The 24,240-nt window shown below is 67.3% G+C and carries 22 protein-coding genes; 9 read left to right on the top strand and 13 right to left on the bottom strand.

The features are described from left to right. Positions 1 to 44 precede the first annotated feature (44 nt). The 3 genes from YS110_03645 to YS110_03635 form a co-directional block, all read right to left on the bottom strand. Positions 45 to 1,889 carry a long-chain fatty acid--CoA ligase gene (locus YS110_03645; GenBank protein UJB63926.1) on the bottom strand — a complete coding sequence of 615 codons (1,845 nt, stop codon included), beginning with the start codon at positions 1,887 to 1,889 and terminating at the stop codon, positions 45 to 47. Between the two features lie 76 nt (positions 1,890 to 1,965). After that, positions 1,966 to 4,014 carry a diguanylate cyclase gene (locus YS110_03640; GenBank protein UJB63925.1) on the bottom strand — a complete coding sequence of 683 codons (2,049 nt, stop codon included), beginning with the start codon at positions 4,012 to 4,014 and terminating at the stop codon, positions 1,966 to 1,968. 112 nt (positions 4,015 to 4,126) lie between these two features. Then, positions 4,127 to 4,762, bottom strand: coding sequence for a GntR family transcriptional regulator (locus YS110_03635; protein ID UJB63924.1), 636 nt, complete (start codon positions 4,760 to 4,762; stop codon positions 4,127 to 4,129). A gap of 123 nt (positions 4,763 to 4,885) precedes the next feature. Between YS110_03635 and scpA the strand changes: the two genes are divergently transcribed. The 9 genes from scpA (at position 4,886) to bioB (ending at position 15,046) form a co-directional block, all read left to right on the top strand. After that, positions 4,886 to 7,048: a methylmalonyl-CoA mutase gene (scpA, locus tag YS110_03630; GenBank protein ID UJB63923.1), complete on the top strand. Its 2,163-nt coding sequence runs from the start codon at positions 4,886 to 4,888 to the stop codon at positions 7,046 to 7,048. A 19-nt stretch (positions 7,049 to 7,067) separates the two neighbouring features. Continuing rightward, on the top strand, positions 7,068 to 7,283 hold the full coding sequence (locus YS110_03625; GenBank protein ID UJB63922.1) for a hypothetical protein: 216 nt from the start codon (positions 7,068 to 7,070) through the stop codon (positions 7,281 to 7,283). A gap of 14 nt (positions 7,284 to 7,297) precedes the next feature. Next, positions 7,298 to 8,308, top strand: coding sequence for a methylmalonyl Co-A mutase-associated GTPase MeaB (meaB, locus tag YS110_03620; protein UJB63921.1), 1,011 nt, complete (start codon positions 7,298 to 7,300; stop codon positions 8,306 to 8,308). A 52-nt stretch (positions 8,309 to 8,360) separates the two neighbouring features. Then, positions 8,361 to 9,893, top strand: coding sequence for an acyl-CoA carboxylase subunit beta (locus YS110_03615; protein UJB63920.1), 1,533 nt, complete (start codon positions 8,361 to 8,363; stop codon positions 9,891 to 9,893). Between the two features lie 25 nt (positions 9,894 to 9,918). After that, on the top strand, positions 9,919 to 10,380 hold the full coding sequence (locus YS110_03610) for a PH domain-containing protein (protein UJB63919.1): 462 nt from the start codon (positions 9,919 to 9,921) through the stop codon (positions 10,378 to 10,380). A 22-nt stretch (positions 10,381 to 10,402) separates the two neighbouring features. Beyond that, a complete protein-coding gene (locus tag YS110_03605; GenBank protein ID UJB63918.1) occupies positions 10,403 to 12,451 on the top strand; it encodes an acetyl/propionyl/methylcrotonyl-CoA carboxylase subunit alpha in 2,049 nt (682 codons plus the stop codon). Between the two features lie 76 nt (positions 12,452 to 12,527). Further along, positions 12,528 to 13,070 carry a hypothetical protein gene (locus YS110_03600; GenBank protein ID UJB63917.1) on the top strand — a complete coding sequence of 181 codons (543 nt, stop codon included), beginning with the start codon at positions 12,528 to 12,530 and terminating at the stop codon, positions 13,068 to 13,070. Between the two features lies 1 nt (position 13,071). Further along, a complete protein-coding gene (locus YS110_03595) occupies positions 13,072 to 13,545 on the top strand; it encodes a VOC family protein (GenBank protein ID UJB63916.1) in 474 nt (157 codons plus the stop codon). 403 nt (positions 13,546 to 13,948) lie between these two features. Then, positions 13,949 to 15,046 (top strand): biotin synthase BioB, encoded by a 1,098-nt coding sequence (gene bioB / locus YS110_03590; GenBank protein UJB63915.1) that lies wholly within the window; start codon positions 13,949 to 13,951, stop codon positions 15,044 to 15,046. A 73-nt stretch (positions 15,047 to 15,119) separates the two neighbouring features. Here bioB and YS110_03585 read toward each other — a convergent pair whose 3' ends face one another. The 10 genes from YS110_03585 to YS110_03540 all read right to left on the bottom strand — a co-directional run bounded on the left by YS110_03585 (position 15,120) and on the right by YS110_03540 (position 24,240). Further along, positions 15,120 to 15,533, bottom strand: a complete 414-nt coding sequence (locus tag YS110_03585) for a GNAT family N-acetyltransferase (GenBank protein ID UJB63914.1) — start codon at positions 15,531 to 15,533, stop codon at positions 15,120 to 15,122. A 70-nt stretch (positions 15,534 to 15,603) separates the two neighbouring features. Further along, a complete protein-coding gene (locus tag YS110_03580) occupies positions 15,604 to 15,909 on the bottom strand; it encodes an NIPSNAP family protein (GenBank protein UJB63913.1) in 306 nt (101 codons plus the stop codon). Positions 15,910 to 16,138: 229 nt separating this feature from the next. Then, complete coding sequence (locus YS110_03575) at positions 16,139 to 16,333, bottom strand: DUF2892 domain-containing protein (protein UJB63912.1); 195 nt, start codon at positions 16,331 to 16,333, stop codon at positions 16,139 to 16,141. A gap of 32 nt (positions 16,334 to 16,365) precedes the next feature. Then, positions 16,366 to 16,746 carry a sulfurtransferase gene (locus YS110_03570; GenBank protein UJB63911.1) on the bottom strand — a complete coding sequence of 127 codons (381 nt, stop codon included), beginning with the start codon at positions 16,744 to 16,746 and terminating at the stop codon, positions 16,366 to 16,368. Between the two features lie 23 nt (positions 16,747 to 16,769). Beyond that, a complete protein-coding gene (locus tag YS110_03565) occupies positions 16,770 to 16,979 on the bottom strand; it encodes a DUF2892 domain-containing protein (protein ID UJB63910.1) in 210 nt (69 codons plus the stop codon). Positions 16,980 to 16,992: 13 nt separating this feature from the next. Next, the gene (locus tag YS110_03560) at positions 16,993 to 17,604 is read right to left on the bottom strand and encodes a class I SAM-dependent methyltransferase (protein ID UJB63909.1); all 612 of its coding nucleotides are present in this window, start codon (positions 17,602 to 17,604) and stop codon (positions 16,993 to 16,995) included. Positions 17,605 to 17,674: 70 nt separating this feature from the next. Next, positions 17,675 to 18,955, bottom strand: a complete 1,281-nt coding sequence (locus YS110_03555) for an NAD(P)/FAD-dependent oxidoreductase (GenBank protein ID UJB63908.1) — start codon at positions 18,953 to 18,955, stop codon at positions 17,675 to 17,677. Between the two features lie 54 nt (positions 18,956 to 19,009). Beyond that, complete coding sequence (locus tag YS110_03550) at positions 19,010 to 20,398, bottom strand: TolC family protein (GenBank protein ID UJB63907.1); 1,389 nt, start codon at positions 20,396 to 20,398, stop codon at positions 19,010 to 19,012. Between the two features lie 165 nt (positions 20,399 to 20,563). After that, the gene (locus YS110_03545) at positions 20,564 to 20,917 is read right to left on the bottom strand and encodes a carboxymuconolactone decarboxylase family protein (GenBank protein ID UJB63906.1); all 354 of its coding nucleotides are present in this window, start codon (positions 20,915 to 20,917) and stop codon (positions 20,564 to 20,566) included. Between the two features lie 77 nt (positions 20,918 to 20,994). After that, positions 20,995 to 24,240 carry an efflux RND transporter permease subunit gene (locus tag YS110_03540; protein ID UJB63905.1) on the bottom strand — a complete coding sequence of 1,082 codons (3,246 nt, stop codon included), beginning with the start codon at positions 24,238 to 24,240 and terminating at the stop codon, positions 20,995 to 20,997.

Raw genomic sequence — 24,240 nt, 5'->3', positions numbered from 1 at the left:
CAGCGCTTGCCTGGCAAGCGTTGGAAGCCGATTTGGCTGGTATTTCAGCGCTTCTGGTAAATGGCCTCGATCACCGGGCCGTAATGCGCCATGAGGTTGTTGCGCTTGAGCTTGAGCGTGGGCGTCATCAGGCCGTTGTCGATCGTCCAGACATCGCGCACCAGGTGCACCGCGCGCGGCACGGCGTAGCGTGCGAAGCTGGACGTGCGGCGCTCGATGCGGTCGAGCACCGCGCGCTGCACGGTCGGGTCGGCCAGGCTGGCCGGGTCGTCGGGGTCCAGCCCCAGCGCCTCGGCGAGCTGGCGCCATTCGTCCTTGCGCACCGTGGCGATGCAGGCGATGAACGGGCGCTGCTCGCCCACGACGAAGGCCTGCTCCAGCAGCGGGTCGGACGTGATGGCGAGCTCCAGGTCGCCCGGGGGCACTTTCTCGCCGGTGGAGGTCACGATGATTTCCTTGATCCGCCCCAGGATGCGGATGCGGCCATCGGCGATCTCGGCCTGGTCGCCCGTGCCCAGCCAGCCCTCGGGGCCGATGGTGCGGGCGGTGTCCTCGGGGCGGTTCCAGTAGCCTTTCATGACGATGGGGCCGCGCACCTGCAGCTCCCGGTTCTCGCCGATGCGCACCTCCACGCCGGGCAGGGCGCGGCCCACGGTGGCGGGGTCGTTGTCCTCCAGCGTGTTGGCGCTGACCACGGGCGCGGTCTCGGTCATGCCGTAGCCCTGCACCAGCGGCAGGCCCAGGCCCAGGAAGCAGCGGGCGATGGCGGGCGACAGCGGTGCGCCGCCGCTCACGGCCACGCGCACGCGCCCGCCGAACTGCGCCAGCAAGGGCTGGGCCACGAGCGCGCGCAGCAGCGGCCACGGCAGCAGGCGCAGCCAGCCGCCCTGGCCGTCGTCCGCGGCCGCCGGCAGGCCCTGCCGGGCGCGAAAGCGCCGCCAGCCCACGGCTTGCGCCGCCTCGAACAGCCGCAGCTTGAAGGGCGAGGGCGACAGCGTCTCGATCAGCTTGGCATGCACGCGCTCGTAGATGCGCGGCACCGAGACCAGCACCGTGGGCTGGACGGTCTTCAGGTCTTCGCCCAGCAGGGCCACCGAACGCGCATAGGCCACGCAACTGCCCGCCGCCATGGGCAGGTAGTACCCGCCGGTGCGCTCGAAGGTGTGCGACAGCGGCAGGAAGGACAGGAAGACGTCCTCAGGCACCGGCGTGATGCGTGCCAGCACCGCCTTGACGTCGGCGATGACGTTGCCGTGCGTGAGCATCACGCCCTTGGGCTTGCCGGTGGTGCCGCTGGTGTAGACGATGGCGGCCAGGTCCCCGGCAGCGGGCGCGGGGGGCAGTGCCTGCGTGGGCGCCGCCTGGGCCAGCCAGGTGGCCAGCGCCGTGAGGGCCGGCGTTGGCGTGGGCGCCTGTGTGGACGCGCCGGGGGCGGGCGCCTGGGCCGGGTCGGTCACCACCACCTGCTGCAGGTGCGGCAGCGGCGTGCCCACGTCGCGGATGCGTTCCCATTGCTGCGGCTCGGCGACGACGAGCAGCGCGACCTGCGCGTCCTGCAGGATGTAGGCGATGCTGCCCGGGTTGTCGATGGCGTGCAGCGGCACTGGCACGCAGCCCGTTGCCAGCACGGCCTGGTCGATGCTCATGGCATCCAGCCCATTCGGCAGCAGGATGGCGACGCGCGCCCCAAGGGGCAGGTTCGATGCGGCCAGGGCGCGGCTCCAGCGGGCCACCCGCTCCCGGGTCTGCGCCCAGCTCAGGCTGGTCCATTGCCCGGCGGCGGGATCGAAATGCCGGTAGGCCTCGGCGTCCGGGGTTTGGGCGGCACGCCAGGCCAGCAGTTCGGGCAGGGTGTGGATGGTGCGCAGGTCGGGGGCGGAGGCAGTCATGCAGGCAGACGTATCAGGAGTGCGCCAGGCCGGGGTGGCCCGGGCGATCTTCAAATGATAGCGCCGTGGCCTGTCTTCACGCGCCCTGCAGCGTGGCGCCAAAGCGGCGGCACTGGTTCTTGCCAGCTTGCTTGGCCTCGTACATGGCGTGGTCGGCGCGGCGCAGCAGCAGGTCGGGCGTGTCGGCATCGACCGGGTAGATGGCCAGCCCCATGCTGGCCGACACGCGGGCCTGGCCGCCGGGCAGGTCGATGGGCAGGCAGATGGCCTCCAGGATGCGCTGCAGGATCGGCAGGCTGTCGTCGGGGGCGTGCAGGTCGCCCAGCAGCAGCACCATTTCGTCCCCGCCCTGGCGCGCCAGCGTGTCTTCGGCGCGCAACTGGGCCAGGATGCGCTGCCCCACGGTGATCAGGAGCTGGTCGCCGGCTTCGTGCCCGAACTGGTCGTTGACCTGCTTGAAGCCGTCCAGGTCGAGGTAGCAGATTGCCAGCAGGTGCTGGTTGCGCTGCGCATGGTGTACGGCCTGCTCGAGCCGGTCGGTGAGCAGGCGGCGGTTGGGCAGGCCGGTGAGGCTGTCATACATCGCGATCCGCTCCAGCTCGCGCTCGTACGCCTTGGCCTGTGTGATGTCGCTGATGACGACGATGAAATGGTGGGCCGCATCGGACCCGCCGTCGCGCACCGCGGCGATGGAGACGCGGCGCACCTGCAGCGCGGCGTTGGCGCTGGGGGTGGTCAATTCCCCTTGCCAATACCCTGCGCTGGCCACGGTCTGCCAGATGGGGCCGAAGTCGGTGCCGGGGTGCTGGCTCTCCACGGAGCGGCCCAGGCAATCGGCGCGCGGCAGGCCCGCGATGCGCTCGAACGCCGGGTTGAGTTCCTGGATGCAGTGCCGGGCGTCGAGGATGAGCACGGCCTCGTAGCTGTGGTGGAACACGCTGGCGGCGATGCGCAATTGCTCCTGTGCCTGCTTGAGCAGGGTCAAGTCGACGACGAAACCGACGAACAGCAGTTCCCCGCGCGAATCGGCCCGGCCCACGGCCAGGCGCATGGGAAAGGTGGAGCCGTCCTTGCGCAGGCCGAGCACTTCCCGGCCCGTGCCGATGATGTGCGGCACCTGGGTGTGCATGTAGCGCTCCAGGTAGCCGTCGTGCTGGCTGCTGTAGGGCTCGGGCATCAGCATGGTGATGTTGCGGCCCAGCACTTCCCCGGGCGTCCAGCCGAACATGCCCTGCGCGGCCCGGTTGAAGCTGCGCACCAGTCCGCGCTGGTTGATGGTGATGATGCCGTCCACGGCGGTATCGACCAGCGCGCGCAGGCGCGCCTCGCTTTGGTCGATCTGGCGGTACAGGTCGCGGTAGCGCAGCAGGGCATTGAGCGCGCCCATCAGGCTGCTGATGCCGGCGGTGGTCAGCGCCACGGCCAGGGCCAGGGTGAGTTTCCAGGCATCGTCGCCCGGATGCAGGGCGTCGGGCTCCCCGATGAAGCGGGCGGCGGCCATGGCGCTGTAGTGCATGCCGGAAATCGCCAGGCCCATGGCAATGGCGGCCAGCAGGGTCGTTTGCCAGTCAGGCAGCTGTATCCATTGCGGCAAGGCAAAGCGCAGCCACAGCGCCAGCACGGCCAGCACGACAGCCACGGCCAGGGAGAGGGCAAACAGCAGCGGGTCGTAGCGCAGCAGCGGGGTGAGCTGCATGGCCGCCATGCCGCTGTAGTGCATGGCGCCGATGCCCAGGGCCATCAGTGTTCCGCCCAGCAGCAGCTGCGAAAAGCGCACGTTCGGCTGCGCCAGCAGCCACAAGGCCAGCCATGACGCGGCCAGCCCCGGCAACAGCGACAGCAGGGTGAGGGGCAGGTGGTAGGTGACGCGCACGGGCAGATCGAACGCCAGCATGCCGATGAAGTGCATGGCCCAGATGCCGACCCCCATGGCGACGCCGCCGCTGGCCAGGGTGAGTTGCCGCCGCGAGGCCGCCGTGGGCTGGCGCGCCAGCTTGGACAGGTACAGCGCCAGAGCGGATGAAGCAATGGCGACGGCCACCGACAGCAGCATCAGCCCGTGGTGGTGGTCGCCGTGCAGCAATGGCGCGGACGACGGGTCGAATAAAAAGTACCGCTCCAGCATCAGGCCCCCCTCAAGATCGCGTGGACAGTCGTGGCAGCGCTACCTCCCGTGCCGCTTTGGTGCCATGGCCGTCCAGTGTAGGGCGGGAAGCTTGCAGGATTCCAACAGATTTTTATCCAGCCGCCTGCAGCCCGTTGCGGAAATGCGCCTGCATGGTCTGCGCCGCCGCCGCCGCGTCGCGTGCGCGCAGCGCCGCCATGATGGCGTCGTGCTCGGCCAGCGAGTCCTCGATGCGCCCCTGCTTGAGCAGCGAGTTGTGGCGGTTGAGTTTCATGACCTTGCGCAGGTCGGTCACCATCTGGTCGCGCCAGCGGTTGTCGGCCAGCGCCAGGAGCTGCAGGTGAAAGCGTTCGTTCACCGCGAAGAATTTCTCGCGGTCATGGGTGCAGGCGGCCAGCTCGTCGTGCAGCGCCTGCAGCGCCTGCAGCTGGGCATCGGTGGCCCGGCTCGCGACCACGCCAGCGGCGTCGCTCTCCAGCAGCGACAGCAGGTGGTACACGTCGCGCAGGTCTTTCTCGCTCATCTCCGTCACGTAGGCGCCGCGCCGCACCTTCATCGTCACCAGCCCTTCGGCGGCCAGCACCTTGAGCGCCTCGCGCAGCGGCGTGCGGCTGATGCCGAACTCCTCGGCGATCTTCAGTTCGTCGATCCAGCCGCCCGGCTCCAGCTCGCGGCGGAAGATGCGCTGGCGCAACTGTTCCGCCACCTGTTCATAGAGCGCGCGGGGGGTGAGGGTGACTGCGGACATGGCGGAACTGTAGTGCAAAAAACTAAGAATTAATAATTACAGATCGGGTAAACTCGCGCAATCTTGCGAACAGCAGCGAGCAAATCCGCCCCTTCTTGCCAAATTTGCGAAAGCATCACCGCCATGAGCAGCCCATCCGAACCCACTTTCCAGACTTCCAGCCTTGCTGACTGGGCCAAGGCCGCCGCCAAGTCGGCGCCGGGCGGTGACGTGAACGCCCTGAACTGGGTCACGCCCGACGGCATCACCGTCAAGCCGCTGTACACGGCCGAAGACACGCAGGCGCTGCCCTACGCCAACACGCTGCCGGGCTTCGAGCCCTACATGCGCGGCCCGCAGGCCACGATGTACGCCGTGCGCCCCTGGACCATCCGCCAGTACGCGGGCTTCTCCACCGCCGAGGAGTCCAACGCCTTCTACCGCAAGGCCCTGGCGGCGGGCGGGCAGGGCGTGTCGGTGGCGTTCGACCTGGCCACGCACCGGGGCTACGACAGCGACCATCCGCGCGTGACGGGCGACGTCGGCAAGGCCGGCGTGGCCATCGACAGCGTGGAAGACATGAAGATCCTGTTCGACGGCATTCCGCTCGACAAGGTGTCGGTCTCCATGACCATGAACGGCGCCGTGCTGCCCGTGCTGGCGGGCTACGTGGTGGCGGCGGAGGAGCAGGGCGTTTCGCAGGACAAGCTGTCCGGGACCATCCAGAACGACATCCTCAAGGAGTTCATGGTCCGCAACACCTACATCTACCCGCCCAAGCCGTCGATGCGCATCATCGGCGACATCATCGAGTACACGGCCAAGAACATGCCGAAGTTCAACTCGATCTCGATCAGCGGCTACCACATGCAGGAAGCCGGCGCCAACCAGGCGCTGGAGCTGGCCTTCACCCTGGCCGATGGCAAGGAGTACGTGAAGACCGCCATCGCCAAGGGCATGGACGTGGACGAGTTCGCGGGCCGCCTGTCGTTCTTCTGGGCGATCGGCATGAACTTCTACCTGGAAATCGCCAAGATGCGCGCCGCGCGCCTGCTGTGGTGCCGCATCATGAAGGCCACGGGCGCCAAGAACCCCAAGAGCCTGATGCTGCGCACGCACTGCCAGACCTCGGGCTGGAGCCTGACCGAGCAGGATCCGTACAACAACGTGGTGCGCACCACCATCGAGGCCATGGCGGCCGTGTTCGGCGGCACGCAGAGCCTGCACACCAACGCGCTCGACGAGGCCATTGCGCTGCCCACCGAGTTCTCGGCCCGCATCGCGCGCAACACGCAGCTCATCATTCAGGAAGAGACCCACATCACCAACGTGATCGACCCCTGGGCCGGCTCCTACATGATGGAGAAGCTCACCCAGGACATGGCCGACGCTGCCTGGAAGATCATCGAGGAGGTCGAGGCCATGGGCGGCATGACCGCCGCCGTGGACAGCGGCTGGGCCAAGCTCAAGATCGAGGCCGCCGCCGCCGAGAAGCAGGCGCGCATCGACTCGGGCAAGGAGGTCATCGTCGGCGTGAACAAGTACAAGCTGGCCAAGGAAGACCCCGTGGACATCCTCGAGGTGGACAACCTCAAGGTGCGCGACAGCCAGATCGCCCGCCTGAACAATATCAAGGCAAAACGCGATCAAACCCAGGTGGATCAAGCGCTGGCTGCTCTCACTTCCGCAGCAGAATCCGGCCAGGGCAACCTGCTGGACCTGGCGATCCAGGCCATCCGCCTGCGCGCCACGGTGGGTGAGGTGTCCGATGCGCTGGAGAAGACCTTCGGGCGCCACCGCGCCGATACGCAAAAGGTGACCGGTGTGTACGCTGCCGCATACGACTCCGCCGAAGGCTGGGAAAAACTGAAGGGCGAAATCAGCGCCTTCGCCGACGCACAGGGCCGCCGCCCGCGCGTGATGATCGCCAAGCTCGGCCAGGACGGCCACGACCGGGGCGCCAAGGTGGTGGCCACGGCCTTTGCCGACCTGGGCTTCGACGTGGACATGGGCCCGCTGTTCCAGACCCCCGAGGAATGCGCGCGCCAGGCCATCGAGAACGACGTGCACGCCGTGGGCGTCTCCACCCTGGCGGCGGGCCACAAGACGCTGGTGCCGGCCATCATCGCCGAGCTGCGGCGCCAGGGCGCCGACGACATCATCGTCTTCGTCGGTGGGGTGATTCCCCAGCAGGACTACGAGTACCTGTACAACGCGGGCGTGAAGGGCGTGTACGGCCCCGGCACGCCGATCCCGGCCAGCGCCAAGGACGTGCTGGAGCAGATCCGCAAGGCCGTTGCCGCCTGAACGCACAGGCCCCCTGGGTGTGAGGCGCTTTCTCATCGCCGTCGCAGCCGAACTGGGGTTCCTGGCCGCGCAAGGGCTCGCGCTGCTGTGGCTTGTCCTGGGTATACCGTGGCTGTATAGCCATTACGGCGCCCAGAGCGATTGGCTGGTTTTCTTTCTGGCGCTGTGGGTGTTCACGGTGCCTTTGCTGGTGATGGTGTGGTTGGCGCTAAGGCGTTTTCGGAAACGGGATTGAAAGTTGCACAGACCATGAACGTAGAAGAGCGCGTTGGCGCGATTGTTCAGCGCACGCAGCCTGCCGTGCAGCGCCGCGCCATGGCCAAGGCCATCACGCTGCTGGAATCGACGCGCCCCGACCACCGCGCGCAGGCCGATGAGATGCTCACCGCGCTGCTGCCGCACACCGGGCGCGCATTCCGCCTGGGCATCAGCGGCGTGCCGGGCGTGGGCAAATCCACCTTCATCGAGGCGCTGGGCCTGCACCTGATTGCCCAGGGCCTGCGCGTGGCGGTGCTGGCCATCGACCCATCGTCCACCGTGTCGGGCGGCTCCATCCTGGGCGACAAGACGCGCATGGAACAGCTCTCCATGCAGGAAAGCGCCTACATCCGCCCCAGCCCGAGCAGCGGCACCCTGGGCGGCGTGGCCGAGAAGACGCGCGAGAGCCTGCTGGTGTGCGAGGCGGCGGGCTACGACGTGGTCATCGTCGAGACCGTGGGCGTGGGCCAGAGCGAGACGGCGGTGCAGGGCATGACCGACATGTTCTGCGTGCTGCAGCTGCCCAACGCCGGCGACGACCTGCAGGCCATCAAGAAGGGCGTGATGGAGCTGGCCGACCTCGTGGTCATCAACAAGGCCGACATCGATCCGCACGCCGCCACGCGCGCGCAGGCGCAAATCACCTCCAGCCTGCGCCTGCTGTCGATGCACGGCAACCCCGAGCACGCGCACCACGACGCCGCGCTGTGGCAGCCCCGCGTCATCACCCTGAGCGCGCTCAAGAGCGAGGGCGTGGATGGCTTCTGGGCAGCGGTGAGCGAATTCCGCCAGCTGCAAACGGCCAACGGCCGCCTGGCCACGCGGCGCGAACGCCAGGCGCTGGCCTGGATGTGGGAGCGCATCGACTACGGCCTCAAGCAGGCCTTCCGCCAGCACCCCGGGGTGCGGGCGCTGCTGCCGCAGATGCAGGCCGACGTGGCCTCGGGCCGCATCGCGGCCAGCACTGCGGCAAGAAATCTGCTCGCAGCCCAGTCTGGGTAAGCGCTGGCAGCTCTCGAATACATAGCAAATAGATTCATACGAAGGACGAACCATGCAAACCATCCTCGATCAACTGGAGAAAAAGCGCGAGCTTGCGCGCCTGGGCGGCGGCCAGAAGCGCATCGACGCGCAGCACAAGAAGGGCAAGCTGACGGCGCGCGAGCGCATCGAGCTGCTGCTTGATGACGGCACGTTCGAGGAATGGGACATGTTCGTCGAGCACCGCTGCACCGACTTCGGCATGGCGGACAACAAGATCCCCGGCGACGGCGTGGTCACCGGCTACGGCATGATCAACGGCCGCCTGGTGTTCGTGTTCAGCCAGGACTTCACCGTGTTCGGCGGCGCGCTGTCCGAGGCGCATGCCGAGAAGATCTGCAAGATCATGGACCAGGCCATGAAGGTCGGCGCGCCGGTGATCGGCCTGAACGACTCGGGTGGCGCGCGCATCCAGGAAGGCGTGGCCTCGCTCGGCGGCTATGCCGACGTGTTCCAGAAGAACGTGATGGCCAGCGGCGTGGTGCCGCAGATCAGCATGATCATGGGCCCCTGCGCCGGTGGTGCCGTGTACTCGCCCGCCATGACGGACTTCATCTTCATGGTCAAGGACAGCTCGTACATGTTCGTGACCGGCCCCGAAGTGGTCAAGACCGTGACGCACGAGGAAGTGACGGCCGAGGAACTGGGCGGCGCCATCACCCACTCCACCAAGAGCGGCGTGGCCGACCTGGCCTTCGAGAACGACGTGGAGGCGCTGATGATGCTGCGTCGCCTGTACAACTACCTGCCGCTGAACAACCGCGAAAAGCCGCCGGTGCGCAAGAGCCACGACCCGGCCGACCGCATGGACCTGAGCCTGGACACCCTGGTGCCGGCCAACCCCAACCAGCCGTACGACATGAAGGAGCTGATCGTCAAGACGGTGGACGACGGCGACTTCTTCGAGCTGCAGCCCGAGTATGCGAAGAACATCCTCATCGGCTTCGCGCGCATGGAAGGCCAGACCGTGGGCATCGTCGCGAACCAGCCGCTGGTGCTGGCCGGCTGCCTGGACATCAAGAGCTCCATCAAGGCCGCGCGCTTCGTGCGTTTCTGCGATGCGTTCAACATCCCCGTGGTCACCTTCGTAGACGTGCCCGGCTTCATGCCCGGCACCAGCCAGGAGTACGGCGGCATCATCAAGCACGGCGCCAAGCTGCTGTACGCGTATGCCGAATGCACCGTGCCCAAGATCACCGTCATCACGCGCAAGGCCTACGGCGGCGCGTACGACGTGATGGCTTCCAAGCACCTGCGCGGTGACGTGAACCTGGCCTGGCCCAACGCCGAGATCGCCGTGATGGGCGCCAAGGGCGCGGTGGAAATCATCTTCCGCGAGGACAAGAACGACCCGGTGAAGCTCGCCGCGCGCGAAGCCGAATACAAGGAGCGTTTCGCCAACCCGTTCGTGGCCGGCGCACGCGGCTTCATCGACGACGTGATCCTGCCGCACGAGACGCGCAAGCGCATCTGCCGCTCGCTGGTCATGCTGCGCGAGAAGAAGCTTGAGAACCCGTGGCGCAAGCACGGGAACATCCCGCTGTAAGTCTCTGGGCAACGACTCTTGGAACATGGCCCAAGCTCGCGCATTCTTCACCTCCCGCGTGGATTCATGGCTCCTTGCCATCGGTCCCCTGGCGGGGCTGGTGGCAACGGCCTGCGTTGCCACTGCGGTGGTGCCGCTTGCGCTGAATTCTGGAGCCATGCCAGACAAGACGACGCTCGCCTTGCTGGCGATGGTCGTTGCGCTCACGCTGGCGCTGCCCCTGTGGCTGCTCCTGGACACCAACTACACCGTGACCGCAGACACCTTGGAGATTCGCAGCGGCCCCTTTCGCTGGCGCATTGCGTTGAGCGATGTGCGCGAGGTGTCGCCGTCGCGCAGTTGGGTGTCTTCCCCCGCGCTGTCGCTGGACCGTGTGCGCATCCGCTATGGCGCGGGGCGCAGCATCCTGGTGTCGCCGCGCGAAAAGCAGCGCTTCATCGACAGCCTGCGCCAGCACTGTCCTGCCGTTTTAGTTACCGGTTTTTGAATTCCCTTTTGAGGAACTCGTCATGTTCACCAAAATCCTGATCGCCAACCGTGGCGAAATCGCCTGCCGCGTCATTGCCACGGCCAATAAAATGGGCATCGCCACCGTTGCCGTTTATTCCGACGCCGACAAGGAAGCCCGCCACGTCAAGCTGGCCGACGAAGCCGTGCACATCGGCGCCGCGCCCAGCCGCGAGTCGTATCTGCTGGCCGACCGCATCATTGCCGCCGCCAAGCAGACCGGCGCGCAGGCCATCCATCCCGGCTATGGCTTCCTGAGCGAGAACGAGGCCTTTGCCCAGCGCTGCGAGGACGAAGGCATTGCCTTCATCGGCCCCAAGGCGCATTCGATCGCCGCCATGGGCGACAAGATCGCCTCGAAGAAGCTGGCGAACGAGGCCAAGGTCAATACCATCCCTGGGTACAACGACGCGATTGCAGGCCCCGAGCAGGCCGTGGAGATCGCCAAGGGCATCGGCTACCCCGTGATGATCAAGGCATCGGCGGGTGGCGGCGGCAAGGGCCTGCGCGTGGCGTTCAACGACAAGGAAGCGTTCGAGGGCTTCGCGAGCTGCCAGAACGAGGCGCGCAACAGCTTCGGCGATGACCGCATCTTCATCGAGAAGTTCGTGCAGGAGCCGCGCCACATCGAGATCCAGATCCTGGGCGACAGCCATGGCAACGTGGTGTACCTGAACGAGCGCGAATGCTCCATCCAGCGCCGCCACCAGAAGGTGATCGAGGAGGCGCCGTCGCCCTTCATCAGCGATGCCACCCGCAAGGCCATGGGCGAGCAGGCCGTGCAGCTCGCCAAGGCCGTGAAGTACCAGAGCGCGGGCACGGTGGAGTTCGTGGTCGGCAAGGACCAGGACTTCTACTTCCTTGAGATGAACACTCGCCTGCAGGTGGAGCACCCGGTGACCGAGTGCATCACCGGCCTGGACCTGGTGGAGCAGATGATCCGCGTGGCCGCCGGCGAGAAGCTGGCCATCACGCAGGCCGACGTGAAGCGCGACGGCTGGGCCATCGAGTGCCGCATCAACGCCGAGGACCCGTTCCGCAACTTCCTTCCTTCCACGGGGCGCCTGGTGCGCTTCCAGCCGCCGGAAGAGAGCATGTTCCAGTCCGACACCAGCCGCAAGCTGGGCGTGCGCGTGGACACGGGCGTGTACGAAGGCGGCGAGATCCCGATGTACTACGACTCGATGATCGCCAAGCTCATCGTGCACGGCACCGACCGCAACGACGCCATCGCCAAGATGCGCGCAGCGCTCAACGGCTTCGTGATCCGTGGCATCAACAGCAACATCCCGTTCCAGGCCGCGCTGCTGGCACACCCCAGGTTCGTGTCGGGCCAGTTCAACACCGGCTTCATCGCCGAGCACTACAGCAAGGGCTTTGCCGCCGAGGACGTGCCGCACGACGACCCGCTGTTCCTGGTGGCCCTGGCCGCCTACATGAACCGCCGCTACCGCGCGCGCGCCTCGGCCATCAGCGGCCAGCTCGAAGGCCACGAGGTGAAGGTGGGCGAGGCGTTCGTCGTCATCACCCTGGGCGCCGAGGGCCAGAACCAGCACCACACCGTGACGGTGACCGACTTTGAAGACAAATCGGGCTCCAGCGCTGTCGCGGTGGGCGGCAAGAGCTATCAAATCAGCAGCACCGCCACGCTGGGCCAGATCCGCGTGCAAGGCCAGTGCAACGGCATGGGCTTCACCGCCCAGGTGGAGCGCGGCGCGGGCAAGAACCCGCTGGCCCTGCGCATCCAGCACAACGGCACGCAGATCGAGGCCATGGTGCTCTCGCCCCTGGGCGCGCGCCTGCACGCGCTCATGCCCTACAAGGCGCCGCCGGACCTGTCCAAGTTCCTGCTCTCGCCCATGCCCGGCCTGCTGGTCGACGTGGCGGTGCAGCCGGGCCAGAAGGTGCAGGCCGGTGAAAAGCTGGCCGTGATCGAAGCCATGAAGATGGAAAACATCCTCTTCGCCGCCCAGGATGGCGTGGTGGGCAAGATCGTGGCGGGCAAGGGCGAATCGCTGGCGGTGGACCAGGTGATTCTGGAATTTGCATGAAATAGGCCGCTGGCGCTTGTGCAGCAAGCGCTGGCAGCTATGAAACAAAGAGCAATCGCCGGACCGACGCCTGCCCATGGAAGCCGCTCTCAAGGAAAGCTTTCTGCGCGAGCAACTGTTCGGCCTCAGCTTCCAGGGCATGGCGCAGCGCGGGCACCTGTACCGCGCCGAGGCCGATGCGGCCCGGAAAGAAGCATGGCGCCGCCGCGTTTTCGAGCGCTTGCGCGCCATCGACACGGCCGCCGTTGCGTCCATGGCCGATGCGCACTACATCGCATGGTTATGCGGCCTGCACGATGAGGTGGGCGGTTGGCAGGAAACCGCCGCCGTGATGCAGAACGGCCGCTGGCGCGTCGGCTCGGCGCAGAAGCTCATCAACCTGTGGCTCAAATACCTTTGGTGCCACGGCACCCAGGCGCCGCCGCCCCCGCATTTTCCGGTGGATGGCGTCATCCTGAGCCACATTCCCAGCATGCGCCACATCCGCTGGACGGAACTGGACGACTGGAACGGGTACCGCGACATCATCGCCGAGGCGAGGGCGCTCGCCGGCGCGGAGCCCTTGGCCCTTTGGGAGCTGCGGCGCTGGCAGTCGCCCTCCCGCTCACTGAAAGCATGAAATGAACGACAGCAAGCAACGCCCCTTCAAAGTGCTGGGCATCCAGCAAGTCGCCATCGGCGGCACCGACAAGCAGCGCATGAAAACCCTGTGGGTGGACATGCTTGGCCTGGCCCAGACCGGCACCTTCCAGAGCGAGCGCGAGAACGTGGACGAAGACATCCTCGCCATGGGGCAGGGCGCCTTCAAGGTGGAGGTGGACATCATGCAGCCGCTGGACATCGAGAAGAAACCCGCCGTGCACACCACGCCGCTGAACCACATCGGCCTGTGGATCGACGACCTGCCCAAGGCGGTGGAATGGCTCACGGCGCAAGGCGTGCGCTTTGCCACCGGCGGCATCCGCAAGGGCGCGGCGGGCTACGACATCACCTTCCTGCACCCCAAGAGCAACGACGAATTCCCCATTGCGGGCGAGGGCGTGCTGATCGAGCTGGTGCAAGCACCGCCCGAGGTCATCGCCGCGCTGGGCTGAACCGCCCGCGCCTGATTGACGACAACGAGTTCTGGGCCAAAGGCGGCCTGGGTGGAAAAGGGGGCATGAGCCCCCTTTTTTGTTGCCTTCTCGTACCGGGCGCCGACGGACGCTGGATTCTGCATCTATGGCCGATCTTCATGGATTTTGAATGAGAGATGGGCGATGAACGAGCGCGAAAGAGTGCAATTGCAAACGCGGGTGGCACGCTGCACAAGAGTGTCGGTAACTTTCCTTCAAATGCATTCAAAATATTTCATCTTCGCGTAACGCAAATCGAAAAATAGCCCAAGTTAGCGCAACATGTGCAATGGCGTTTTTTGTGACTCCGTGGTGTGCATTTGCGGCTTCTTTAGACCCAGAATCCGCTGCATTGCCACCAGTCACCCAAGGACCCACGCCCATGCCTTCCCTCGCTCCCGTCGCCACCGGCACCACGCCAGACGTCCAGCCCGTGCACCTGCACCGCCGCGCCAGCGCCCCCGCAGACTTGGCCGCGGGCCCGTGGCAGGTGGAGGCCATCCAGGCGCTGCTCGACAAGCCGCTCATGGACCTGCTCTTCGAGGCCCAGACCGTGCACCGCCAGCACTGGCCCGCGGGTGACATCGAGCTGGCCACGCTGCTGTCGGTGAAAACCGGCGGCTGCCCCGAGAACTGCGGCTACTGCCCACAGTCCGCCGAGTTCGACACCGGCGTGAAGGCCGAAAAACTCATGGGCGTGCAGGAGGTCACGGCCGCCGCCCAGGCCGCCAAGGAGGCGGGCGCCACGCGCTTCTGCATGGGCGCTGCCTGGCGCGCGCCCAAGGACCGCGACATCGAGAAGATAAGCGAACTCATCGGCGCCGTGAAGGGCCTGGGCCTGCAGACCTGCGCCACCCTGGGCATGCTGCAGCCGCACCAGGCGCTGGCCCTCAAGCAGGCCGGCCTGGACTACTACAACCACAACCTGGACACCGCCCCCGAGTACTACACCGACGTGGTCAGCACGCGCCAGTACCAGGACCGCCTCGACACGCTGGCCAGCGTGCGCGCGGCGGGCATCAGCGTGTGCTGCGGCGGCATCGTGGGCATGGGCGAGGCGCCGGTGCACCGCGCGGGCCTGATCGCGCAGCTCGCCAACCTGAATCCGTACCCCGAGTCCGTGCCCATCAACAGCCTGGTGCGCGTGCCAGGCACCCCGCTGGCCGACAGCGCCCCCATCGACCCCTTCGACTTCGTGCGCGTGATCGCCGTGGCCCGCATCACCATGCCGCACGCGCGCGTGCGCCTGTCCGCCGGGCGCCAGCAGTTGGGCGACGCCGTGCAGGCGCTGTGCTTCCTGGCGGGGGCCAATTCCATCTTCTACGGCGACAAGCTGCTGGTGACGGGCAACCCCGACGTGGCGGCCGACGAACAACTGCTCGCCAAGCTGGGCCTGCGCGGCCACCGCACCACGGCAACCGCTGCGCATGGCCATGGGCAGGAAGAGGGGGCTGGTTGCTCCTGTAATGAGAGCTGCTAGCGCTTGATGGCAAAGGGCTGGAGGCCTTTTTATGCATGAAGCGCGCTGGTGCGTGCAATAAAAGGCGCTCCGCCTAGCGGTATTTCAGCGTGAGACGCAGCATGTCGAACAGTTGTATCCCGTTCTCGAAGATGGGCGCAGGGTAGTTTCTGACGAAGAAATCGCGGTCAATGCGTTCGGCCCGAAAACCATGCCGCTGGTAGAAGGCGAGCTGATAGCCGAATGTGCCGGTGCCCACTTCCATTTGGCGCGCGCCAGATTTACGGAAGAAACCAATGACCCATTGCAGCAACGCCGAGCCATGGCCGGATTTTTGATGGGTTGGCTGTATGGCAATGCACATTATTTCATGCGCTCCCGCGCCAAGCGGTTGAACAACACATGCGCCCACCGTAATGCCATGGCGCAAGGCAATAAAGCACTTTGATCTGGGAAGATAGGAACGGACCTTGTCTTCCGAGGGATCGGCAAGCAGCAGCAGTTCCATGGGGGCCTCTGCCGCAGAAACTTCCTGGATCAGTAGCGGCATGTTGGCACTGTCCCCCAAAGCCCCGGGCTCATTCAAACACCGGGCGGAAGAAGCTTCGCTCATAGCTGATGATGCAACGAGTTTCCTCCGCATACTTGAAGGCGGCTTGGCATTCGGCGTCCTGGAATGACTGAGTGCGGTACTCCTCATAGAGCGCCATGCTGGGAAAGGTGAACATGGCAAGTGCAACGTTGTTCGCTCCTTCGGATGGCAGGAAGTAACCATGGTGTTTGCCGCCGAATTTCTCGACCAGCGGGATCCATATCTTTCCATAATGCTCGAATTCCTTGAGCTTGAATGGATCGATGATGTATCTCAGATAGCAGGTTATCACGGCGCTTCTTTCAAGAGGGCATATGGGTCATGGACGGCCGGTGCCAGAAGAATACCGGCCGGATAAAACAATGTAGCACGATGCCTTGTCGCCCAAAAAGCACCAGCGAAACACCTCTCCCCACGCAAGCCTTATCCGCAAAAAAAAGCGGCATCCACGCCGTTATGGCATGGGATGCCGCCATGGAAAGCAGTGGCGAAAAACAGGCAGCCGCGTCGCGGCCGCTGCGTCAGTTCTTCTTCATCGGGCAGGTGCTGATGCCCAGCAGCGGATACGCCGGGCAGAAGCGGAAAATGCCGGTCAGCAGCGGCACCACGCCGATGTACCCCCACCAGCCCACGGTGCCGGTGGCGGCCAGGGCGATCAGTACCAGGCCGACGACGATGCGCAGGATGCGGTCGATGCCGCCAACATTGAATTTCATGGTGTGTTCCTCCTTGGGGTTGGGAAAGTGAATCAGCCGAATGTGGGCGTGCTCGGCGCGGCCACGGGCTTGCCCGCGGTGGCCCAGGCGTCGAAGCCGCCAGCGATGGAGCGCACGTTCAGGTAGCCCATGTCGTGCAGCGCGCAGGCAGCCAGGGCGGCGCGGCCGCTGGTCTTGCAGTACAGCACGATGGCCAGGTCGCGCGGCGCCATGGCGGGTTGGCCGCTCATCTGGAATTCGAGCAGGCCGCGCGGCATGTTCACGGCGCCGGGCAGGTGGCCCTGGCGGTATTCGTCGGGCTCGCGCACGTCGATAAGCACGTCGGCCTGGGCAATGGCGGCTTCGGCGGCGGCCACGGGCACTTCCTGGATGCGCGCCTTGGCAGCGGCCACGAGATCGAGAGCGGTTTTCATGGGTGGTCTTCCTCGCGGGTGGATCAGCAGCCGGGCTGTACGCCCAGCTTGCGCAGGATGCTTTCCAGCAGGCACCACTTGGTGAAGCCGCTTTGCAGCAGGTTGGCTCCCACGAAGGCGGTGAAGGCGAGCCACCATTGGCTCATGTAGAGCGGGCTGCCGGGCAGGCCCAGGGCCAGCGTGAGCAGGATGAAGATGCCGGCGATGATGCGCACGATTTGCCAGGAGGTCATGGCGTGGTTCCTTTCATGAAAACAAGTGAGGGGCCTGGCCCAGCCAGCGCACGACATGCGCCGGGCCCTGGTGGCCGGGGCCTTCGTCGAGGGTGAGGGGGCCTTCCCAGCCCAGCGTTTCGTGCAGCAGCCCGGCAAAGTCGCCGCGCAGTTGCTCCAGGGTGTAGAGCATGTCGGGGTCCTTGGGGCCGCCGCTGGCGTGGTGCAGTTGCAGGGGGTGGAAGGCTTCCAGCAGCAGCCAGCCGCCAGGGCGCAGGGCCTGCTGCAGGCGCTGGTGGATGGCGGCGCGCTGGGCCGAGGGAAAGTGCACGTAGGTCAGCACCACGGCGTCGTAGCCGCCACGGGCAGGCGTCCACTCGGTCAGGTCGGCCTGCTCGGTGGCCAGGGGCACGCCCTGCTGCAGGGCCAGGGCGCGGGCCTTGGCCAGGCCCACGGCCGAGCCATCGACCGACAGCACGGTGTGCCCCTGCGCGGCCAGCCAGACGCCGTTGCGGCCCTCGCCGTCGCCGGGCACCAGCGCCTGGCAGTGGGCGGGCAGGCGGTGGGCCTGCTCGCGCAGGAAAGCGTTGGGCTGCGTGCCGTACTTGTAGCCCGCGTTGCCGAAGGCCTGGTCCCAGAATGTCATGAAAAATGCCAGAAACGTAGGTGGATAAAGCGCTGGCAGCTATGGATTCAGTAGCTCCCAGCGCGCAGGGTCATTTCTCCAGCCGCACGATACCCAGGGCCTTGAGCACGTGTTTTTCGTAAACGGGTTCGGCTGTGCCGTTCTTCATCTTGTACATGAAGTACTTCTCGAATGCCACCTTGGCCAGGTGCACCCATTTGCCCTTCTTGAACCAGTTCACGTTACGCGGCGGAATCTGCGGCAGCGCCACGAAGGCGGCGCCGGTGTCGCCCATGTCGGCCAGGCAGATGGCGTTCCAGGTGGCCTTGGCGGTGGCGTCCTGGGGCTTGCCCGCCAGCTCGGCGGCGATGTTGTGCACGATGGCCGAGACCATGGTCTCGATCATGTAGCCGGTCTTGGGCGCGCCCGTGGGCACGGGCGTGACTTCGACGGGCGGTATGGCCACGCACACGCCGGCCGAGAAGATGTTGCGGTACTTCTTGCTGCGCTGGTTTTCGTCGATGAGCACGAAGCCGCGCGGGTTGCACAGGCCCTCGACGGCGGCCACGGCGTCCACGCCCTTGAAGGCGGGCAGCATCATGCTGTACTTGAAGGGCAGCTCGTGCTCCTTCTTCGGCTGGCCGTTTTCGTCCATCTCGGTGACGAACATCTTCCCGGCCTCGACCTTCGTGACCCTGGCGTTGGTGATCCACTTGATGTCGAAGCTGCGCAGCTCGCTCTCCAGCAACGTCTTGGAATCGCCCACGCCGCCCAGGCCCATGTGGCCGATGTAGGGCTCGCTGGTCACGAAGGTCAGCGGCACCTTGTGGCGCAGCTTGCGGCGCTGCAGGTCCTTGTTGAAGATGAACGCGAACTCGTACGCCGGGCCGAAGCACGACGCGCCCGGCATGGCGCCGATGATGGCAGGGCCGGGGTCCTGCACGAAGGCCTGGTAGTCGGCCCAGGCCTTCTCGGCGTGGTCCACGCTGCAGATGGACTGGGTGTGGCCCTGCACCGGGCCTGCGCCGGGCACTTCGTCGAACGAGAGCTTGGGGCCGGTGGTGATGACCAGGTAGTCGTAGCCCAGGCGCTGGCCGTCGGCCAGCTCCAGGGCGTTGCCCTCGGCGTCGATGCGGTCCACGCGCTGGGCGATGAAGTCGATGCCCTTCCTGGCCAGGCTCGGCGCGATGGGCAGCGTGGTGTCCTTGCGCTCGCGCCAGCCCACGGCCACCCAGGGGTTGGAAGGCACGAACTGGAAGTAGTCCACCGCGTTGACGACGGTGATGCGGTGTTCCTTGCCGATGGCGGCGCGCAGGTCATAGGCGGCGGGCATGCCGCCCGTGCCAGCGCCGAGGATCACGATATGGGCCATGGTTGTCTCCTTGGAATTGCCTCTGTTGGGATCTTTTTTGGGGGGGAATGCTTTTCAGGGGGCTGCGCCCAGCACCTGGTTGGCGGCGCGCAGCCGCGCCTCGTCAAGCTGACCGGCCAGCAGGGCCAGGCGCAGGTGGTCGATGAGCAGCGCGCTGCGCGCCTGGGCCAGCGCCAGGGCGGTGGCGGCGTCGTCGCTCTGGGCGTTCAGCAGGTCGAGCAGGGTGCGGTCACCCACCTCGTGGCCGGTTTGCGTGGCGTCCAGCCGGGCGCGGCTGGCCACCTGGGCCTGCTCCAGCGCATGCACGCGCTGCGCGCCCATGCGCAGGCCCAGCCAGGCGGCCTGGACTTGCTGCGCCACCTGTTCGCGGGTGTTCAGGGCCTCGGCCTCGGCCTTGTCCTGCAGGCGCAGGCTTTCTTCTTCCTTGGCGCTGCGCCAGCCGCCGGTGTACAGCGGCACGGTGAGCTGCACGCCCACCATGGCGTTCAGGCTCTTGTTCTGCGCCGGGCCGTAGGCGCCGCTGCCATGCAGGCGCTCCTGCCCGGCCTGGGCAACGAGGTCCACGCTGGGCGCGGCGCCCAGGCCGTGCTTGCGCGCCTCGGCGCGGGCGGTTTCGGCGGCCAGCGTCTGCAGGCGGATGCCGGGGTTGCCGTCCTCGGCCTGCTGCTGCCAGGCCTCCAGCGCCAGGGCAGTGGCGAGCAGTTCGGCCGCCGGGGCGGCGGGCAGGCGGGCCTGCAGCGTGGCGGCGGGCAGGCCGGTGGCGTCGGCCAGCAGGCGGCGCTTGACGTCCAGGTCCACCTGCGCCGCCACCTGGCTGGCGCGCAGCGCGGCCAGGCGTGCGTTGGCCTCGTGCGTGTCGGTGATGGGGGCGCTGCCGACGCGGTAGCGCTCCTGCGCTTCCTCGGCCGCCTTCTGCACGGCCGCGTGCTGCTGGCCGGTGACGCGCAGCGCCTCTTGCGCCACGGCCACGTCCAGGTAGCGCTGGGCGGTGCGCAGCATGGCCTGCTGCTGTTGCGCCTGCCACTGCAGGTCGGCCATGTCGGCCTGCAGGCGCAGTTGCTGCTGCTGCGCGCGGCGCTGCGGGTTGTACAGCGGCTGGCTGGCCTGCAACTGCCAGCGCGTGGCCGTGCCGCCGGTGACGGAGGTGGCGACGTTGGCACCATTCGTGGGCCCCATGCCCGGGGCGGAGAACTGCGCGCCGCGCATTTCGGTCTCGCCGTTCGCCACGCCGGCCGCGGCCGTCAGCGCCACGCCGGGGCGCCACAGCGCCGCCGCCTGGTCGCGCTGCGGCTGGGCGGCGGCATGCGCGGCCCGCGCCACAGACAGCTCGCGGTCGTGCTGCTGGGCGGCCTGCCAGGCCTGCAGCAGATCGGTGGCGGCGGCCAGGCTGGGCAGGGCGGCCAGGACGCCCGCCAGGGCCAGGGGACGGAGATATGTACGCATGTCAATGATCCCTGGCGCTGCGCGCCACCCACGCCCCATGAAACCGGAGCGGCCCAGGCCAGGCAGCCGCGGAGCTGGCTTTGCCAGGCCGCTGGCTGCGTCCCCCTCCCATAGCGCGAAGCGCGTAGAGAGAGGGGGAAGGCGCGAAGCGACTCAGGGGGTGTTTCATTTCTGGCCGGCCTGGGTGAATTCGTCGAAGGCGGCGCTGGTGCGCGCGGCGTACATCAGCGACGGGCCGCCGCCCATGTACACGGCCATGGCCAGCGTCTCGGCCAGTTCCGCGCGGGTGCAGCCGAGCTTGACCAGCGCCTGGGTGTGGTAGCCGACACACGGGTCGCAGCGCGCGGCAACGGACAGGGCGGTGGCGATCAGCTCCTTGGTCTTGGCGTCCAGTGCGCCCGGCTTGGTCGCGCCCTGGGCCATGGCGGTGAAGCCGCGCAGGGCGTCGGGGATCTCGCCGCGCAGCTTGGCGATCTCGGCGCTGGTGTCCTTGATGATGTCTTGGTAGCTGGGCAACATGGCAATGGCTCCTTGAAGATGGGGGGTAAAGGTTTTTGCTATGGGTTAGATAGCTGCTGGCGCTTGCTGCATAAGCCTCAAGTGCCGATTTGGCCGTGTTTTTCCGCGCGCCGGTGGTAGGCCGCGTAGTACAGCGTGGGGATGACGACGAGCGTGAGCAGCGTGGAGACCAGGATGCCGAAGATCAGCGAGATCGCCAGGCCGTTGAAGATCGGGTCGTCGAGGATGAAGAAGGCGCCGATCATGGCCGCCACGCCCGTGAGCACGATGGGCTGGGCCCGCGTGGCCACGGCATGCACCACGGCCTGGGCCATGGGCACGCCCGCGGCCTGCTGCAGCCGCACGAAGTCCACCAGCAGGATGGAGTTGCGCACGATGATGCCGGCCAGCGCGATCATGCCGATCATGCTGGTGGCGGTGAACTGCGCGCCCAGCAGGGCATGGCCCGGCATCACGCCGATGATGGTGAGCGGAATCGGCGCCATGATGATGAGCGGCGCCAGGTACGAGCCGAACTGCGCCACCACCAGCAGGTAGATCAGCACCAGGCCTACGGCATAGGCGGCGCCCATGTCGCGGAAGGTCTCGTAGGTGATGCGCCATTCGCCGTCCCAGCGCAGGGTGTAGTCGCGCAGCGCATCCTCGGGCATGGCGACGAAGGTCTCCTTCAGCGCCGTGCCGCCCGGGGCCTGGATCTGCGCGATGGCGCCGCGCATGGCGAACATGCCGTACAGCGGGCTGTCGACGCGCCCGGCCATGTCGCCCTGCACGTAGTCGACGGGCAGCAGATCCTTGTGGTAGAGCGGCTGCTCGCGCTGCGTGTCGCTCACGGTGACCAGTTCGCGGATCGGCACCGCCTGGCCCGCCGCGCCGCGCACGGTGAGCTGCAGCAGCGCGTCCAGGCTGCCGTGGCTGTCGTCGGGCAGTTGCAGCCAAACGGGCACGGGCACCTTGCTCGCGTCGCGCAGGTAGGTGGCGGCGTCGCCCGCCAGGCCCGCGCGCAGCGTGGCGACGATGGCCTGCTGCGGCACGCCGGCCAGCGCGGCCTTGCGGCGATCGACCAGCAGCAGCTTGCGCGGCGCGGCGGCGATGGTCGTGGAATCCACGTCCACCACGCCATCGGTTGTCTCGAACACGGCGCGCACGGCCTCGGTCACCTGGCGGCGGCCAGCGGGCTCGGGGCCGTAGACCTCGGCCACGATGGGGGCCATCACCGGCGGGCCGGGCGGCACTTCGACCACCTTCACATTGGCCCTCCAGCGCTTGCCGATCTCCTGCAGGGCAGGGCGCACGCGCATGGCGATGGCATGGCTCTTGTCCTTGCGGTGCTCCTTGTCCACCAGGTTGACCTGGATGTCGCCCAGCTCGCTGGCGGCGCGCAGGTCGTACTGGCGCACCAGGCCGTTGAAGTTGATGGGCGCGGCGGTGCCGGCGTAGGCCTGGTAGTCGCGCACCTCGGGCACGGTGGCCAAATGGGCGCCCAGCTCGCGCAGCACGGCGGCGGTTTCCTCCAGCGGGGTGCCGGCGGGCATGTCCACCACCACCTGGAACTCGGACTTGTTGTCGAACGGCAGCATCTTGAGCTGCACCCAGCCGACCACGGGCAGCAGTACCGAGAGCGCGATCAGCCCGGCCACGGCCAGGCCCAGCAGGGCCCGGTTGCGCGCACCGCGCCGCTCGTCGAGCAGCGGGCCGAACAGGCGCTGCAGGCGCGGCTCCAGCTTGGCCGCCAGGCCCGCGTGGCCGTCCGCCGCGCCATCGCCTGCGTGGGGTTTCATCCAGCGCCGTGCCAGCCAGGGCGTGACGACGAAGGCGATGGCCAGCGAGATGAGCATGCCCATGCTGGCGTTGATGGGGATGGGCGCCATGTACGGCCCCATCAGGCCCGAGACGAAGGCCATGGGCAGCAGCGCGGCGATCACCGTGAAGGTGGCCAGGATGGTGGGGCCACCCACTTCGTCCACGGCCCTGGGGATGCTCTGCAGCAGGCCCACGCCCGGTTCGAGCTGCTGGTGGCGGTGGATGTTTTCCACCACCACGATGGCGTCGTCCACCAGGATGCCGATGGAGAAGATCAGCGCGAACAGCGACACGCGGTTGAGCGTGAAGCCCCAGGCCCACGAGGCGAACAGCGTGGCGGTGAGCGTGAGCACCACGGCCAGGCCGACGATGGCCGCCTCGCGCCGCCCCAGGGCGATGAACACCAGGGCGACGACGGAGGCCGTGGCGAACAGCAGCTTCTGGATGAGCTTTTGCGCCTTGTCGTTGGCGGTTTCGCCGTAGTTGCGCGTTTCCACCACCTGCACGCCGTCGGGGATGACGGTGTTGCGCAACTGCGCCATGCGCGCCGCCAGCGCGTTGGCCACGTCGATGGCGTTCTCGCCAGGCTTCTTGGTGACCTGCAGGGTGACGGCCGGGAATTCCTCGGGGCCGTCCTTGCCGGGCTGGCCCAGCCACACCATGCGTTGGGCCGGGGGCGGGCCGTCGCGTACCTCGGCCACGTCCTTCAGGAAGACGGGCCTGCCGCCGCGCGTGCCCACGACCAGTTCGGCCACTTCGTCGGCGGACGAAAGAAACGGCCCGGCCTCCAGGGCAATGGTCTTTTCGCCAGCCAGCAGGTCGCCCACCGGCAGGCCCAGGTTGGCCGACTGCAGCGCGGCGCGCAACTCGTGCACCGTCATGCCGGTGCCCGCCATGCGTTCGGGCTGCAGGCGCACCAGGGCGGCGCGCCCGGGGCCGCCGATGGAGCGCACCTCGCGCGTGCCGGGCACGCGCTGGAGCTCGGCCTCGACGCTGTGCGCCACGCGCTCCAGGTCGAAGGCGCTGGCGCTTTCAGCCTTGCCAGTGTCCTTGCCGTGCAGCGTGAAGCTGACGATGGGCACGTCGTCGATGCCCTTGGGACGGATCAGCGGCTGCAGCACGCCCAGGCCCTCGGGCACGAAGTCGGCGTGGCTGCGCAACTGGTCGTGCAGGCGCACCAGCGCCTCGGTGCGCGGCACGCCCACCTTGAACTGCACCGTGAGCACGGCCAGGCCCGGGCGCGAGACGGACATGACGTGCTCCGTGCCCTCCATGCCCGAGAGCAGCTGCTCGGCCGGGGTGGCCACCATCTGCTCCACGTCGGCGACGCTGGCCCCGGGGAAGGGGATCAGCACGTTGGCCATGGTCACGTTGATCTGCGGCTCTTCCTCGCGCGGCGTGACCAGCACGGCGAACGCGCCCAGCAGGAATGCCAGCAGCGCCAGCAGCGGCGTGATCTGCGCCTGCAGGAAGAGGGCGGCGATGCGGCCCGAGATACCCATTTTTGGGGAGGTGTCGCTCAT

It is taken from the genome of Acidovorax sp. YS12 (assembly GCA_021496925.1).
In the GTDB taxonomy this organism is placed as follows: Bacteria; Pseudomonadota; Gammaproteobacteria; order Burkholderiales; family Burkholderiaceae_C; genus Paenacidovorax.
Note: the sequence above shows the minus strand (reverse complement) of the source record. Positions and strands in the feature narration are given on the sequence as shown.

Coding starts and splice junctions, on each gene's coding strand:
- YS110_03645 (UJB63926.1), bottom strand. CDS start 1,889: ATGACTGCCTCCGCCCCCGACCTGCGCACCATCCACACCCTGCCCGAA.
- YS110_03640 (UJB63925.1), bottom strand. CDS start 4,014: ATGCTGGAGCGGTACTTTTTATTCGACCCGTCGTCCGCGCCATTGCTG.
- YS110_03635 (UJB63924.1), bottom strand. CDS start 4,762: ATGTCCGCAGTCACCCTCACCCCCCGCGCGCTCTATGAACAGGTGGCG.
- scpA (UJB63923.1), top strand. CDS start 4,886: ATGAGCAGCCCATCCGAACCCACTTTCCAGACTTCCAGCCTTGCTGAC.
- meaB (UJB63921.1), top strand. CDS start 7,298: ATGAACGTAGAAGAGCGCGTTGGCGCGATTGTTCAGCGCACGCAGCCT.
- YS110_03615 (UJB63920.1), top strand. CDS start 8,361: ATGCAAACCATCCTCGATCAACTGGAGAAAAAGCGCGAGCTTGCGCGC.
- YS110_03610 (UJB63919.1), top strand. CDS start 9,919: ATGGCCCAAGCTCGCGCATTCTTCACCTCCCGCGTGGATTCATGGCTC.
- YS110_03605 (UJB63918.1), top strand. CDS start 10,403: ATGTTCACCAAAATCCTGATCGCCAACCGTGGCGAAATCGCCTGCCGC.
- YS110_03600 (UJB63917.1), top strand. CDS start 12,528: ATGGAAGCCGCTCTCAAGGAAAGCTTTCTGCGCGAGCAACTGTTCGGC.
- YS110_03595 (UJB63916.1), top strand. CDS start 13,072: ATGAACGACAGCAAGCAACGCCCCTTCAAAGTGCTGGGCATCCAGCAA.
- bioB (UJB63915.1), top strand. CDS start 13,949: ATGCCTTCCCTCGCTCCCGTCGCCACCGGCACCACGCCAGACGTCCAG.
- YS110_03585 (UJB63914.1), bottom strand. CDS start 15,533: ATGGAACTGCTGCTGCTTGCCGATCCCTCGGAAGACAAGGTCCGTTCC.
- YS110_03575 (UJB63912.1), bottom strand. CDS start 16,333: ATGAAATTCAATGTTGGCGGCATCGACCGCATCCTGCGCATCGTCGTC.
- YS110_03570 (UJB63911.1), bottom strand. CDS start 16,746: ATGAAAACCGCTCTCGATCTCGTGGCCGCTGCCAAGGCGCGCATCCAG.
- YS110_03565 (UJB63910.1), bottom strand. CDS start 16,979: ATGACCTCCTGGCAAATCGTGCGCATCATCGCCGGCATCTTCATCCTG.
- YS110_03560 (UJB63909.1), bottom strand. CDS start 17,604: ATGACATTCTGGGACCAGGCCTTCGGCAACGCGGGCTACAAGTACGGC.
- YS110_03555 (UJB63908.1), bottom strand. CDS start 18,955: ATGGCCCATATCGTGATCCTCGGCGCTGGCACGGGCGGCATGCCCGCC.
- YS110_03550 (UJB63907.1), bottom strand. CDS start 20,398: ATGCGTACATATCTCCGTCCCCTGGCCCTGGCGGGCGTCCTGGCCGCC.
- YS110_03545 (UJB63906.1), bottom strand. CDS start 20,917: ATGTTGCCCAGCTACCAAGACATCATCAAGGACACCAGCGCCGAGATC.
- YS110_03540 (UJB63905.1), bottom strand. CDS start 24,240: ATGAGCGACACCTCCCCAAAAATGGGTATCTCGGGCCGCATCGCCGCC.